The organism is Noviherbaspirillum sp., from assembly GCF_035254685.1.
Classification (GTDB): domain Bacteria; phylum Pseudomonadota; class Gammaproteobacteria; order Burkholderiales; family Burkholderiaceae_D; genus Noviherbaspirillum.
The window spans coordinates 404,668-418,509 of the sequence record NZ_DATFAI010000020.1 but is presented as its reverse complement, the minus strand read 5'-3'; the positions used below and the strand labels follow the sequence as shown (position 1 = coordinate 418,509).

12 protein-coding genes are annotated in these 13,842 nt (G+C 61.4%); 2 read left to right on the top strand and 10 right to left on the bottom strand.

What is annotated here, in order from left to right; genetic code table 11:
- Positions 1-169 precede the first annotated feature (169 nt).
- A complete protein-coding gene (selD, locus tag VJ698_RS07790; RefSeq protein ID WP_324102153.1) occupies positions 170-1,228 on the bottom strand; it encodes a selenide, water dikinase SelD in 1,059 nt (352 codons plus the stop codon).
- Here selD and mnmH point away from each other — a divergent pair.
- On the top strand, positions 1,203-2,414 hold the full coding sequence (gene mnmH, locus VJ698_RS07785) for a tRNA 2-selenouridine(34) synthase MnmH (protein ID WP_324102152.1): 1,212 nt from the start codon (positions 1,203-1,205) through the stop codon (positions 2,412-2,414). The two genes, selD and mnmH, sit on opposite strands and share 26 nt — an antisense overlap.
- 12 nt (positions 2,415-2,426) lie before the next feature.
- On the opposite strand, the gene VJ698_RS07780 is transcribed toward mnmH, so the two are convergent.
- A complete protein-coding gene (locus tag VJ698_RS07780; RefSeq protein WP_324102151.1) occupies positions 2,427-2,786 on the bottom strand; it encodes a hypothetical protein in 360 nt (119 codons plus the stop codon).
- Between the two features lie 277 nt (positions 2,787-3,063).
- Complete coding sequence (locus tag VJ698_RS07775) at positions 3,064-4,983, bottom strand: AAA family ATPase (RefSeq protein WP_324102150.1); 1,920 nt, start codon at positions 4,981-4,983, stop codon at positions 3,064-3,066.
- Between the two features lie 320 nt (positions 4,984-5,303).
- Between VJ698_RS07775 and VJ698_RS07770 the strand changes: the two genes are divergently transcribed.
- A complete protein-coding gene (locus tag VJ698_RS07770; protein WP_324102198.1) occupies positions 5,304-5,522 on the top strand; it encodes a hypothetical protein in 219 nt (72 codons plus the stop codon).
- Positions 5,523-5,677: 155 nt separating this feature from the next.
- On the opposite strand, the gene VJ698_RS07765 is transcribed toward VJ698_RS07770, so the two are convergent.
- The 7 genes from VJ698_RS07765 to VJ698_RS07735 form a co-directional block, all read right to left on the bottom strand.
- On the bottom strand, positions 5,678-6,205 hold the full coding sequence (locus tag VJ698_RS07765) for a hypothetical protein (RefSeq protein WP_324102149.1): 528 nt from the start codon (positions 6,203-6,205) through the stop codon (positions 5,678-5,680).
- A 188-nt stretch (positions 6,206-6,393) separates the two neighbouring features.
- On the bottom strand, positions 6,394-8,016 hold the full coding sequence (locus VJ698_RS07760; protein WP_324102148.1) for an NAD(P)-binding protein: 1,623 nt from the start codon (positions 8,014-8,016) through the stop codon (positions 6,394-6,396).
- Position 8,017: 1 nt separating this feature from the next.
- A complete protein-coding gene (locus VJ698_RS07755; RefSeq protein WP_324102147.1) occupies positions 8,018-9,013 on the bottom strand; it encodes a thiamine pyrophosphate-dependent enzyme in 996 nt (331 codons plus the stop codon).
- Positions 9,014-9,022: 9 nt separating this feature from the next.
- Positions 9,023-10,276, bottom strand: coding sequence for a pyruvate ferredoxin oxidoreductase (porA, locus tag VJ698_RS07750; RefSeq protein ID WP_324102146.1), 1,254 nt, complete (start codon positions 10,274-10,276; stop codon positions 9,023-9,025).
- Positions 10,269-10,853 carry a 2-oxoacid:acceptor oxidoreductase family protein gene (locus VJ698_RS07745; RefSeq protein WP_324102145.1) on the bottom strand — a complete coding sequence of 195 codons (585 nt, stop codon included), beginning with the start codon at positions 10,851-10,853 and terminating at the stop codon, positions 10,269-10,271. The genes porA and VJ698_RS07745 overlap by 8 nt, the downstream gene beginning before the upstream one ends.
- A 98-nt stretch (positions 10,854-10,951) precedes the next feature.
- Positions 10,952-12,007, bottom strand: coding sequence for a 2-oxoacid:ferredoxin oxidoreductase subunit beta (locus VJ698_RS07740; RefSeq protein ID WP_324102144.1), 1,056 nt, complete (start codon positions 12,005-12,007; stop codon positions 10,952-10,954).
- A complete protein-coding gene (locus VJ698_RS07735; protein ID WP_324102143.1) occupies positions 12,004-13,842 on the bottom strand; it encodes a 2-oxoacid:acceptor oxidoreductase subunit alpha in 1,839 nt (612 codons plus the stop codon). The genes VJ698_RS07740 and VJ698_RS07735 overlap by 4 nt, the downstream gene beginning before the upstream one ends.

Below are 13,842 nucleotides of genomic sequence, written 5' to 3'. Positions count from 1 at the left end.
CCACGAAGAAATGTTTCTAGATGCAACCAAAAGTAACAAGGCGAAACAACATCAATGAGAAAAGACGATGCGAATCCTGGGCGACGAACGCAAAATTGAAACGCGGGATTGGGCTAAAAAGGAGGGAGGAATGGCGTGCCAGTGCGGCACGCCGACAAGGGATAAAGAATCAGGGAAAGACTTCGATGCTGGCAGGGCCAGCCTGCATTTCGCCGATCACTGATGCATGCGCGAAGCCCTCACGCTGGAAGAGCGCCAGCACTTCCGGCACGGCGCTCTCGTCACAAGAGACCAACAGGCCGCCGGACGTTTGCGGATCGGTGAGCAAGGCGCGCTGCACTGGCGTGATCGCATCGGCAAGCTGCACATCCTGTCCATAGCCTGCCCAGTTGCGCCCCGATGCGCCGGTCACGCATCCGCCGGCAGCAAGGTCATGCACGCCGGGCAGCAGGGGAATGTGCGACATGTGCAGCCGCGCGCCGAGCTTCGCGCCACGCGCCAGTTCGAGCAGGTGCCCCAGCAGACCGAAACCGGTCACGTCCGTCAATGCATGGACGCCGCGCATGTCGGACAGCGATTTGCCTGGCTTGTTGAGCTTCGTGGTGTTGTCGATCATGGCGCGGTAGCCGGCCTCGTCGAGCGCATTCTTTTTCAGTGCAGCGGACAGGATACCCACACCCAGCGGCTTGCCGAGGATGAGCTTGTCGCCCGGTTTCGCGTCGGCATTGCGCTTGACCTTCGACGGGTGCACCAGCCCCATCACCACGAGGCCGTAGATCGGTTCAACCGAGTCGATGGTATGGCCGCCGGCAATCGGGATGCCTGCTTCCGCACAGATCGATTCGCCACCCTGGAGGATCCGGCCGATGACATCGACCGGCAACTGGTTGATGGGCATGCCGACAAGCGCGAGCGCCATGATTGGCGTACCGCCCATCGCATAGACGTCGGAAATCGCATTGGTGGCGGCGATGCGGCCGAAATCGTAAGGATCATCCACGATCGGCATGAAGAAGTCGGTGGTGGCGATCAGCGCCTGCTCGTCGTTGAGCTTGTACACCGCCGCATCGTCGGACGTTTCGATGCCCACCATCAGTTCCTTCGGCACCGGGAAGCCGGATGAATTCCGCAGGATGTCAGCCAGCACGCCGGGCGCGATCTTGCAACCGCAGCCGCCGCCGTGGGAAAAGGAGGTGAGCTTGATGCCGGAAGCTGTCTTGGTATCCATGATGTTTGCCGCGCGCCTGCGCACTGTCTTTACAAGGGCGAAATTATCGCCGATCCTGCGCGCGCCGGCCATCGGGGATGGCACGCAGAACCGGAAATCCGGCGAAAACCGCCTTGTTGGCCGTAAAATACGGCCCATGTACGATTTCAATTCCTTTGACCTGATCATCGATGCCCGCAGCCCGCGCGAGTACGAGGAAGATCACATTCCCGGCGCCATCAACTTGCCGGTTGTTGACAATGACGAGTACGCCGAAGTCGGCACGCTGCACCGGACCGATCCGTTGGCAGCCTATCAACTCGGTGCCTGTTATTCGTTGCGCAACATCGCCCGCCACATCGAAGCCCATATCTCGAAACTGCCGGCGCGCAGCAAGATCCTTGTCTACTGTTTTCGGGGCGGCAAGCGCAGCCGCGTGTGGTTCGACGTGCTTGATACCATCGGTTATAAGGTCGAGAAGCTCAAGGGCGGCTGGAAAACCTATCGCGGATGGGTCAACGAGCAGTTGGCCACGATGCCGTGCAATTTCCGCTACATCGTGGTGTCGGGCGCAACCGGCAGCGGCAAGACGCGCCTGCTGACGGCGCTGGACAGAGAGGGCGCGCAGGTGCTGGACCTCGAGGGGCTCGCGACGCACCGCGGCTCGATCATCGGCGCAGTGCCGGGAAAGCCGCAGCCCACGCAGAAGATGTTCGACAGCCTGCTGCGCTTGCGCCTCTCGGAATTCGATCCTTCACGCCCTGTCTGGGTGGAGTCGGAAAGCAAGAAGATCGGGCAGGTGCAGGTGCCGGAAGCGCTGCTGACCACCATGCGCAAGGGACCGGTCATCACGGTCAGCGCATCGATGGCGCAGCGTGTGCAATTGTTGCGCGAGGACTACCGGCACTTTGAAGAAGACCCCGAATCCCTCATCGAAAGGCTGATCCATCTTCGCCCGCTGGTCGGCGGGCCGGAATTCGACGAGTGGAAGGTGCTAGCCGAACGGCGGCAGGTGCCAGAACTGTTCGAGCGCCTGATGCGCAACCACTATGACCCGAGCTACCTTCGCTCGATCCGGCGCAATTATCCGGACATCGACAAGGCGCCGACAGTGGTTCTCGAGGATCTTTCGCTGGAAGGCTTGCAGCCGGTGGCGCGAACGATCCGTACACAATTCGAGGAAACGTTCATGGCACCGGCCGCATGATGCGTTCAGGTCTTACTTCGCCTCGACCACGCGGTTGACGAACATGACCGCGTCAAAGGTGCGGTTCAGCAGCTTGCTGTGAAAATTCGTCATCACCGCGCCGTCCTCAAAACGGATCACTGCATCCTTCTTCAGCTTGATCGCGGGTGCGGCAAGCCACAAGGTTTTCTTGTCCTGCGCGACTTCGATGTAGGTATATTCCTTGGCGTCGATGGTGCTGACCACTTTTCCCGTCTGCGTGAGCGCCGGCAGGTTTTGCGTATCGCTCGCGGACGCGGCGGGGTGGCCCGGCGGCAGCGGGCTGGCCGTAACGGCGGCAGAAGAGACTAGGGCGGTCAGCGCGAAAAGGGCAGCGGCAAGTTTCATATGCATTGTTTTTCCATGTTAGTGAAAGGCGACGCGCGCGTCGGCGAATGGAGTCGTTCAACCCGCATTTCCCAAGAAGCATCTTTCGCGCCAGCCAAGCGCGGCTGGCGCCCCGGCGCTGCATACGGTAATAACAGGGAGACAAGCCGTGCATGTTCGCCGAACGTCCCGAAAACGGGATTGCCATCTCATTTTCGGGAACACATCCGGCAACATCGCAAAAGGAAAAAGCCCCAGGCGCGAAACCTTGGGGCTTTGTTGTGGCCTCTTTGCCGACGGTCGATCAGGCTGCCTTGCGCTCCGACTCGGTCAGTTCGGCCAGCAGGATGAAGACTTCATCCTTCGACAACACATAGCGTTCCAGCAAGGTGCCAGTCAGCGCAGCGATCAGGTGCTGATAACCCTTCATGGCTTCCAGCGTGCGGTTGTACAGTTCATCCGCCTTCGTTTCCACTTGCCGCAACGCCTCCTCCGGCGAGCCTTCGCGCTTGAGCTGACTGTAGTCGAGCTTGGAGTGCGAATACATCGACAGGCGGTTCACCATCGTGTCGAGCAGTGAAGTTACTTTCTGGATGTCGTTGTGGCTGCCGGTTGAAATGCCGCGCGCGCCGTAGAACAATTCCTCTGCCGCGACACCGCCATAAAGCTGGATTACGTCCTGCTCCATTTCTTCCAGCGTGCGCAGGGCAGCGTCGTGCTGTGCCGACAACACATAGCCGAGCGCACCGATCTTGGACACCGACTCGGTGCTGATCTTTAGCAGGTTCGACTTTGCCTTGACCTCATCCCAGCTCATGCCCTGGCGCAGGTAAGGATCGATCTGCATGAAGAAGTGGCCCAACTCGTGGTGTGCCACGCGTTCGCGCTCCTTGTCCTTCTCCGCGGTGGTTGCACGGTCGGTCAGGCCGATCGCGGTGCGTTCGAAGGCGCGAAACAGCACGTCGGTATTGATCAGGAGCTTGTCCTGGATCGCGATCATGCTGGCGCGGTCGACCACGGTTTCCAGCAGCGCGGGGCTCAGGTTTGCGGTGATCTCGGCCACATAGTCGAGGTTCAGTCGGCTCCAGTCCACGCACTCGGCGTCCTTGCGCGATAGGAAGACATTCAGCAGCTCGCGGCGCTCGGCCTTGTTCGGCAGGCGGAAATTGATCTTCACCGCGAAGCGGCGCAGCATGGCTTCGTCCATCTGCATGTTGGCATCGTCGAAGTTCGAAGCCACGACCCAGATCACGCCCGCGCCCTGGTCGCTCTTGATGCCGTCGAGCAGGCCGAGCAGGGTGTTGGCGGTATCGTCATCCCATTTTTTGTCGCCGCGTCCGCGCGGCATGAACAGGCTCTGCGCTTCATCCAGGAAGATGATGCAGCGGCCTTGCGCGCAGGCCTTTTTGTAGATCGCATTGAGCGCCTTGGCGCCGCCGCCAACGAAGCCCGACTCAAGGCCGGAGCCCGATGCCTGGATCAGCGGGATGTCCAGTTTCTTCGCGAGGTAGCCCGCGAGCTTGGTCTTGCCGGTACCGGCGGGGCCGGTCAGCATGACGTTGAATGGCTTGTCGATGTTGTGCGAGCGGTAGAGGTCGCGGTTGCGGATCATTTCTTCCAGGTGCGCGACTTCGGCCTTGATGTCGTCCATGCCGACCAGGTCGTCCATGCTGCCCTTGAGGTTCTCCGGCTTGACCACGGAACCGGCAAAGCCGCCCATGCCAGGCAAGTGCTTGCGCAGACCGACGAACATGGCGACCAGCAGCAGGATGCCGATGGCATTGCGTGCGAGGAAGAGGCCGATGTCGGCAGCGGTATTGCTGTCCGCGTCTTCATCGCGCAGGATGTCCTTGTGCGCAGACAGGAAATCGTCCTTCGCGATGGCATAAGGAATCGCATTCTTCAGCAGCACTTCGCGTTCGAGGTTGATGTGCGATGTGCTTGGCACTTTCACAACGTGAATCTGCGGCGCATCCTTGTACTTGAATACATAGCGCGGGAAATTCGAGAGCGGGTTGGCGAGCAGCAGGTACTCGAGGCGGTTCTTATTGGCCGCGAGCCGGGTGATTTCAGAGATGTCCTGCGATTGCACGACGGGGTTGGCCTCCGGCATTACCATTGGCTTGTAGGCAACCGCTACGGCCACGAGCGCAACGAAAAACACGAGCGCGGCACGCACGTAAAGGTTTTTGGTGGATTCAAAGACTTTTGAAAAGCTGGGCATTGTCAGTCCTGTTACAGTGAAAAGATTGCATGACAATGGCTTGAGGAGATTGCCGGAAGCCCGCCACGCATACGTTTCGATCGAGCATTTGTACGACAGGGCGCGTAAGCAATGGTTGCCTCAATCAAAGATTAAATCGCCGAATTTTTTGAAAATTTTCGTGTTGCACATCCAGTTCGGGCGAATTCTTGGCATTTTTGCTTCAGCTTTGGCGGATTGTCTTTCCGTTTCAGCATCCGCCTGTCATTGCCGATGAGGAAGTCGGCAAGTCTTTTTGCTACACTTGCGCATCGTTCACCTTTGCTGGATCCATTGAAAACATGCGTAACAAGCCTGCCCGCACGCTCACCTTCAAGTGCAAAAAATGTTCGAAACCGGTCACGGTATTTCTGCAGAAAGTTTCCGCCTGCTCGCATATCCAGCCTTATCAGGGCATCTGCTCCTGCGGCGAAGTGTTAAGACATGCAACGGGGCAGAGGGATGCCGTCGAGTCTTACCTGGCGTCGGGCGACGCGGGGTGGATGCATCACCATCACTGACCGGTGGATGTCCACGAAAAACACGAAAAGCACGAAAGGATCATTTCGTGTCTTTCGTGGGGCACGCCAAGTGTTTTTCGTGGACAAAAATGATTGCCCGGTGATCCACTCCTTCCGTGGATTAATCCTCAACTGAATCCGCACCATCCACGTCCCTACGGTAGCGCACCATAGCGCGTTCGGCGAATTGTATTGCGTTCGGCGACAGCACGCTCAAGCATCGCCTGCGCATCTGCCACATTGCGCGCCAGCGCATCCCGTTCGGATCCCCGGGCCGCTGCTTCCTGCCGCCGCTTCGCATCCTCCAGCAGCATTTCCGCCTTGATCACGTCGGCGTTGGCCTGCTCGATGGTCTTGCGCTTGCCGGGCGCCGGGATGGACGGCACCTTCTGGACGGGCGTGGGCTCCGCATGCCGCGGAATGACGGGCGCTGAACCCGGTTCTGCCGACCACAGGTTACCCTTGATCGGCGGTTCCACCGTCATCGTGTGATCGATCTTTGCGCCCTTGATGGCCTTGTCCGAATAGACGACCCGACCGTCGGGAGTGACCTGGCGGTAGACGGTCGTCGGGCCGTTGGTTTCCGGCAGTGGCTGCGGTACCGGAAGCTCGGCGGCATACAGCAGGCCGACGGAACAAGCTGCGGCAATCGCCATGGGCCTGGAAAGGAATGCGTGTGACATGCCTCACTCCTTTGCATCAATGAAAGGATGCGGGCCGGCGTGTTGCGACCCTGTGGAATGATGGCATGAACAGGCCGCGAACGGGCGGGTTTCAGGGGCGCACCAGTTCGCGCTGGATCAATACCGCTGCAGAATTCATCCTGGCCGCCCCGGCGGCGGGGCGGCAGCATGAGGCAGATCGTTTTGAGTCAGATCGTTTCCGATTCCGTCTTGATCGCACCGCAAGGGCATTCCGCCACGCAGATGCCGCAGCCCTTGCAGTAATCGTAGTTGAACTGGAATCGCTTGCCGGGGCCAAGCTTGATGACGGCATTGTCGGGACAGACGCCGTAGCAGTTGTCGCATTCGAAACAGTTGCCGCATGACAGGCAGCGGCGTGCCTCGAACAGGGCGTTGTGCTCGTCCAGTCCGCCCATCACTTCATCGAACGTCGATTGGCGGCGGATGATATCGAGCACCGGCTGCACGGTTTTCGGGGCATCGGTGTAGTACCAGGTGTTGAGCTTGTCGAAGGTCGCCAGCTCATGTTTCACCGGCGCTTCGAGTTTCGCGCCGCGCAGCCACGCATCGATGTTGCGCGCGGCTTTCTTGCCGTGGCCGATCGCAACCGTAACGGTGCGTTCCGACGGCACCATATCGCCACCCGCAAACACGCCGGGGCAGGCGGTCATCATCGTGCGGCCTACTTGCACCATGCCGTCCTGGATCTCGAGGCCGGGCACATTGTCGAGCAGGGACAAGTCCACGTCCTGGCCCAGCGCCAGCACCAGCGAATCGGCTTCGATGGTTTCCATCTCGCCGGTCGGCTGCGGGAAACCGTTCTCGTCCAGTTCCATCTTCTCCACCGTGAAGCTGGTTTCACCCGCTTCCTTGATGGTGGAGAGCCATTTCATCATCACGCCTTCCTGCAGCGCTTCTTCGACTTCAAAGTCATGCGCCGGCATCTTTTCACGCGTGCGGCGATACACCACGATCGATTCCTCCGCACCAAGGCGGCGCGCCGTGCGTGCCACGTCGATCGCGGTATTGCCGCCGCCATACACGACAACGCGGCGGCCCAGCAGGGGCTTTTCTTCGCCTTCCATGCTGTGCAGCACGGACACGGCATCGAGGATCTTGTTTGCATCACCAGCAGGAATGTATGCCCGCTTGGCGAGATGCGCGCCGACGGCGAGGAAGACCGCGTCGAAGCCGCCTTCCTTCATTGCCGCCTGCACATCCTCGACCTTGTGGTTGAGCTTGATGGTCACGCCCATGTCTTCGATGCGCTTGACTTCCGCATCGAGCACGTCGCGCGGCAGGCGGTACTGAGGAATGCCGAAGCGCATCATGCCGCCGGTCATCGGGCCTGCTTCATGAATCGTGACGGCATGGCCGAGCAGGCGCAGGTGATAGGCCGCCGACAGGCCGGACGGGCCGGCGCCGATCACGAGCACATGCTTGCCGCTGTCGGGTGCGGTCTCGACCTTCCAGCCGCGCCGCAGCGCTTCATCGCCGAGGAAGCGCTCGACCACGTGGATGTTGACGGTGTCATCGAGCTTGCCGCGATTGCACGACGACTCGCAGGGGTGATAGCACACGCGGCCCATGATGGAGGGCATAGGATTGTTCTTCACCAGCTCGCGCCAGGCTTTTTCATAATCGCCCGATTCGGCATGGAACAGCCAGCCCTGGATGTTCTCGCCCGCAGGGCAGGCGTTATTGCAGGGCGGCAGGCGATCTACATACACAGGGCGGGTGGTGCGCCAGGAGCCGGTATGGTTCGCCAGCGAGGACCCGACGTCGAGGGTGATAGCAAACGGCTTGTCCATCTTAGCGGTCCTCCAGCAAATCGAATTTCCTGATGTTCTTGTCGGCGATGGCCTGGATGCGTGCGATCGTGTCCACGGCCGGTTGCTTGCCGAACAGGTGCGCGAAGCGCTTCTGCAGCTTCAGGTATTCCTCGACTGGCACGCGGCGGCGGATCTTGTGTGAATGCGTCACCTCGCCGTACTCCGCTTCGAACAAGGGGAAGATGCCGGTTTCCACCGCCAGGCGCGCGAGGCGAATCGTGTCCTGCGACGCAGCACCCCAGCCGAGCGGGCAGGGAACGAGGATGTGGATGTAGCGCGCGCCGCGCACCGACATGGCCTTGCGCACTTTCGCTTCCAGGTCGCGCAGGTAGGCAACCGAGGCGGTAGCGACATACGGAATGCCATGCGCCATCGCGATCAATGGCACGTTCTTGCCCTGGCCGAAAGGCGCGCCGGGTTCTTCGCCCAGCGGCATGGTCGTGGCCGTGCGCGCCGCGGGCGGCGTGGCCGATGAACGCTGCACCCCGGTGTTCATGTACGCCTGGTTGTCGTAGCAAATGTAGAGCACATCGTCATTGCGCTCGAACATGCCCGAAAGACAGCCGAAGCCGATGTCAGTGGTGCCGCCGTCACCGCCTTGCGCGATCACGCGCACTTCGCGCCGGCCTTTCACCTTCATCGCAGCGGCGACGCCGGTGGCCACGGCGCCGGCATTGCCGAACAGCGAATGCAGCCAGGGAATCTGCCACGAGGTTTCGGGGTAGGGCGTGGAGAACACTTCGAGGCAGCCGGTGGCATTCACCGCGATCACCTGGTTGTTGGCGGCGCGCATCGCGGCGTCGATCGCATAGCGTGCGCCGAGCGCTTCACCACAGCCCTGGCAGGCACGATGGCCGGAGTTGAGCGAGTTGGTGCGCGTCATGTTCGCCTGCACCGAGCGCTGGTTCGGATCGAGCAGGCGGTTGCCGACGGTGAAGGTGCCGGTCTGGTAGAACTTGATGGGTTGCTTGTCCATGGCCGGCTCCTATCGCAATGTCGCGCCCACCGCGCCGATCTGGCGCAGGACGTTTTCGGCGGTCGGCCCGGAACGGCGTTGCTGTTTCTCGCGTTCCAGCTCGCGGTTCACCATGTCCTGGTTCAGGTCAAGGAAGGTGAGCGCGTCGAGCTCATCCTTCAATGCCTTGTCGAACAGGTCGCGCAGGCTGGCCTTGGTGATTGCCCGCCCGCCGAGGCCGGCGACGACCGTGTAGGCATGGAGCGAAATGCCCGACAGTGCCATGCGCAGGTTATGCGACACGATGCCGCCGATACCGACTGCCAGCGATTTCTCCAGCACCACCATGCGCTTTGCATGCGACAGCACGTCGTGCAGTTCCTCGCTCGGGAAGGGGCGGAAGGAACAGATCGAGACGGCGCCGATCGAATTGCCCTGTTCGCGCATGTCGTCGATCACATCCTTGACCGTACCCATCACCGAGCCGAGCGCGACGACGATGGTCTTGGCGTCTTCACAACGATAAGTCTTGATCAGGCCGCCGGAGTCGCGGCCGAACATTTCCTTGAACTCGGCGGACAGCCTCGGGATCAGTTCGAGCGCGCGCATCTGCTTGTGATGCGCGAGGTAGCGCACTTCCATGAAGGCTTCCGGCCCGACCATCGCGCCGATCGACACCGGGTCGCGCGGGTCGAGCACCTGCTGCGGTTCGAAGCGTGGCAGGTAGGCATCTACCTGCTCCTGCGTCGGCACATCCACGCGCTCGTAGGCATGCGTGAGAATGAAGCCGTCGACGCACACCATCACGGGAATCGACAGTTCCTCAGCAAGACGGAATGCCTGGATGTGCAGGTCGACCGCTTCCTGGTTGGTCTCCGCATAGATCTGGATCCAGCCGGCGTCGCGCATCGACATGGAGTCAGTGTGGTCGTTCCAGATGTTGATCGGCGCACCGATGGCGCGGTTGCCGATGGTCATGACGATCGGCAGGCCGAGGCCGGCGGCGTTGTATACGGCTTCGGCCATGAACAGCAGTCCCTGGCTGGCGGTCGCCGTATAGGTGCGCGCCCCCGCTGCCGAGGCGCCGATCGCGCCGGACAGCGCGGCGAATTCGGACTCAACGTTGATGAATTCGCAATTCTCGAGGTCACCCGCCTTCACCATCTCGCCCAGGCCTTCGACGATATGCGTCTGCGGTGTGATCGGGTAGGCGCAGATGACTTCCGGCCGGCACAGTGCAACGGCCTCGGCCATGGCATGAGAGCCTTCGACTTGCTTAAGCATGGTTGGCCTCCTTCATTTCTTCCTGCACGTAGCGATAGGCCTCCCGCGCCGCCGCGATATTGCCCTCGGCGATCTTCGTCGGGAACTTGTCGCGGATCGCAGCGCACACCGAATCGAGTTGCACGCGGCCGCTGATGGCAGCGAAGCCGCCGAGCAGGGCAACGTTCGGCAGGGGACGGCCTACATGTTTCAAGGCCAGTTCGGTGGCCGGTACCGTGCAGAGGTGTTCGGCACGATAACCCTTGACGAATTCACCGATGCCGAGTTCGTCGAAACTGCGCGTGGAATTGATGAGGATATAGCCGTCGGGCGAGACGCCGGAAAACAGATCGACCTGGTGCAGGAGAGTGGGGTCCTGGATGATCAGCGCGTCGGGATGCATGACAGGCTCACGCAGGCGGATCTCCTTGTCGTCGATGCGGCAGAATGCCATCACCGGTGCGCCCATGCGCTCAGAACCGAAACTGGGAAAGGCCTGCGCGTGTTTCCCTTCGAGGAAGGCGGCCACCGAAAGCATTTCTGCAGCCGATACTACGCCCTGGCCGCCACGGCCATGGATCCGTACCTGAAATAGCATGTGCGCTCCTTGCGGATGACAGTTGATAATCGTCACGTGCTTTGCTGCCGTTTCCCTTGTGGAGAAGCGGCAGCATTAAAACAGAGCTACGACATCGCTTAGCGAAGCGAAGCGTTTACCGCCTCCAGTGCTGCCGATCCCGGACACAGCGCACGCTCGTCGAGCGTGTTCAACGGCACATCGACCGTGTTCAGATGCACATGCAAATCGCATGCCTTCGGATCGACGAACAGCAGGCCGGTCACGATCTCGCCCATCGCATGGTGCTTCTGCAGATGGTTCATAGCCGCCACGCGGTCGCTCGCGTCGTAATCCGCATGCAGCTTGCGCAGGCGCAGCACCGAACCGTCGTGCTGCGTGACTTCCTGCATCGTACCCGGCGCGTAATCCGTGGTGATCTCTTTCCCGGGAACGAGAAAGTCAATGCGGTTGACCGCCTCGTTGTGCTCGCGCACATAGTCGTAGCTCCTGGTCGAGCCGGCATGGTTGTTGAAGGTCACGCACGGCGAAATCACATCGATGAAGGCCGCGCCCTGGTGCGCCAGCGCGCCCTCGATCAACGGCACCAGCTGCGCCTTGTCGCCCGAGAAGCTGCGCGCCACGTAGGTCGCGCCCAGCTGCAGCGCCAGCGCCACCAGGTCCACCGGCGAGTCGGTATTAGTCACGCCTTTCTTGGACTTGGAACCGAAGTCCGCCGTGGCCGAGAACTGGCCCTTGGTCAGGCCATACACGCCGTTGTTCATGACGATGTAGGTCATGTTCACGCCGCGCCGCATGCTGTGCGCAAACTGGCCGATGCCGATCGAGGCCGAGTCGCCGTCGCCCGACACGCCGAGGTAGATCAGGTCGCGGTTGGCGAGCGCCGCACCGGTCAGCACCGAGGGCATGCGGCCGTGCACAGTATTGAAGCCGTGGGAGCCGCCGAGGAAGTAGGTCGGCGCCTTGGACGAGCAGCCGATGCCCGAGAGCTTGGCCACCTTGTGCGGCTCGATGTTCAGGTTGTAGCAGGCCTGCACGATGGCCGCCGAGATCGAGTCGTGGCCGCATCCGGCGCACAGCGTCGACACCGAACCTTCGTAGTCGCGCCGTGTATAGCCGATGCGATTGGTCTGCAGCGAGGGATGGTGCAGCTTGGGTTTTGCGATATAAGTCATTGCGCCACCTCCTTGAGCGGGCTGAACAACGCCAGGCGCGAAGCGATGGCCTTGGTGATGAAACGGGCGGTGATCGGCGTGCCGTCATAGTGCAGCACCGGGATCAGCACCGCCGGGTCGAGCCCGCATTCCACGGTCAGCATGTGGCGCAGTTGTCCGTCGCGGTTCTGCTCGACCACGAACACATGGTCGTGCCCCTCGATGAAGTCGACTACGCTGGAGTGGAAGGGGAAGCCACGCACGCGCAGCGCATCCACATGCATGCCCTGCTGTTCGAGCTCGTCGAGCGCTTCGTGCATGGCCGGCGTGGTCGAACCGAAATAGATCACGCCGAACTTGGTAGGCTTGGCCGCGAGGCGTCCGATCGGCTTGGGCACCAGTTCCTTGGCCGTCTCGAACTTCTTCAGCAGGCGCTCCATGTTGTCGACGTACACCGGGCCTTCCTCGCTGTAGCGCGCGTAGCGGTCCTTGGTAGTGCCGCGTGTGAAGAATGCGCCCCTGGTCGGATGCGTGCCGGGGTAGGTGCGATACGGAATGCCATCGCCGTCGACGTCGAGGTAGCGGCCGAAGTCGCGGCCGGACTCGAGGTCGTCGTAGTTCATGACCTTGCCGCGGTCCATGCGCTTCTCGTCATCCCATTCGAACGGATCGCACAGGCGGGTGTTCATGCCGATATCCAGATCCAGCATCACGAATACCGGGGTCTGCAGGCGGTCTGCCAGGTCGAGCGCGGCGGCAGCGAAATCGAAGCTTTCCTTCGGGTCCTGCGGGAACAGCATCACATGCTTGGTGTCGCCGTTGGACGCATAGCCGCAGGAGAGCAGGTCCGATTGCTGGGTGCGCGAGGGCATGCCGGTGGACGGCCCGCCGCGCTGCACGTTGATGAGGGTGGCGGGCACTTCCGCAAAATAGGCCAAGCCGAGGAACTCGGTCATCAGCGAGATGCCCGGGCCGGAGGTGGCGGTGAAGGCGCGTGCGCCGTTCCAGTTGGCGCCGATCACCATGCCAATCGACGCCAGTTCGTCCTCGGCCTGGACGATCGCATAGTTGTGCTTGCCGCTTTCCGGATCGATGCGCAGCTTGCGGCAGTACTTGTCGAACATTTCCGGGATGGACGAGGACGGGGTGATCGGGTACCAGGCGCAGACATTGGCGCCGCCCCACACGCAGCCCATTGCCGCGGCCTGGTTGCCGTCGACGAAGATGCGCTTGCCGACCTTGTCGGCGCGCTTGACCTTCAGGCCGATGTTGCCGCAGTCGAGGTTGGCCAGCGCGTAGTCGCGGCCGAGGTGCAGGGCCTTGACGTTGGAGGCCACCAGCTTTTCCTTGCCCTTGAACTGCTCGGTGAACAGTTGTTCGATCACTTTCGGATCGATGTCGAACAGCGCGGCCAGCGCCCCGACGTAGATGATGTTTTTGAACAACTGGCGTTCGCGCGCATCGGTGTAGGTATCGTTGACGATCTGCGTGAGCGGCATGCCGATCACGGTCAGGTCGTCGCGGAATTTCGACGAGGGGATGGGACGCGTGCTGTCGTAGAACAGGTACCCGCCCGGATCGACTTCCTTGACGTCGGCATCCCAGGTCTGCGGGTTCATCGCGACCATCATGTCGCAGCCGCCGCGCCGGCCGAGGTAGTCGTTTTCGGAAACGCGCACCTCGTACCAGGTCGGCATGCCCTGGATGTTGGAGGGGAAGATGTTGCGCGGGCTCACGGGCACGCCCATGCGCAGGATGGAACGCGCAAACAGTTCGTTGGCCGAGGCCGAGCCCGAGCCGTTGATGTTGGCGAACTTGACCACGAAATCGTTGTTCGCCTGGATTTTCTGGATCAT

What these genes read in the sequence shown, in the direction of transcription:
- mnmH (WP_324102152.1), top strand. Translation starts at nt 1,203, where the DNA reads ATGCCGGAAGCTGTCTTGGTATCCATGATGTTTGCCGCGCGCCTGCGC.
- selD (WP_324102153.1), bottom strand. Translation starts at nt 1,228, where the DNA reads ATGGATACCAAGACAGCTTCCGGCATCAAGCTCACCTCCTTTTCCCAC.
- VJ698_RS07780 (WP_324102151.1), bottom strand. Translation starts at nt 2,786, where the DNA reads ATGCATATGAAACTTGCCGCTGCCCTTTTCGCGCTGACCGCCCTAGTC.
- VJ698_RS07775 (WP_324102150.1), bottom strand. Translation starts at nt 4,983, where the DNA reads ATGCCCAGCTTTTCAAAAGTCTTTGAATCCACCAAAAACCTTTACGTG.
- VJ698_RS07770 (WP_324102198.1), top strand. Translation starts at nt 5,304, where the DNA reads ATGCGTAACAAGCCTGCCCGCACGCTCACCTTCAAGTGCAAAAAATGT.
- VJ698_RS07765 (WP_324102149.1), bottom strand. Translation starts at nt 6,205, where the DNA reads ATGTCACACGCATTCCTTTCCAGGCCCATGGCGATTGCCGCAGCTTGT.
- VJ698_RS07760 (WP_324102148.1), bottom strand. Translation starts at nt 8,016, where the DNA reads ATGGACAAGCCGTTTGCTATCACCCTCGACGTCGGGTCCTCGCTGGCG.
- VJ698_RS07755 (WP_324102147.1), bottom strand. Translation starts at nt 9,013, where the DNA reads ATGGACAAGCAACCCATCAAGTTCTACCAGACCGGCACCTTCACCGTC.
- porA (WP_324102146.1), bottom strand. Translation starts at nt 10,276, where the DNA reads ATGCTTAAGCAAGTCGAAGGCTCTCATGCCATGGCCGAGGCCGTTGCA.
- VJ698_RS07745 (WP_324102145.1), bottom strand. Translation starts at nt 10,853, where the DNA reads ATGCTATTTCAGGTACGGATCCATGGCCGTGGCGGCCAGGGCGTAGTA.
- VJ698_RS07740 (WP_324102144.1), bottom strand. Translation starts at nt 12,007, where the DNA reads ATGACTTATATCGCAAAACCCAAGCTGCACCATCCCTCGCTGCAGACC.
- VJ698_RS07735 (WP_324102143.1), bottom strand. Translation starts at nt 13,842, where the DNA reads ATGATCCAGAAAATCCAGGCGAACAACGATTTCGTGGTCAAGTTCGCC.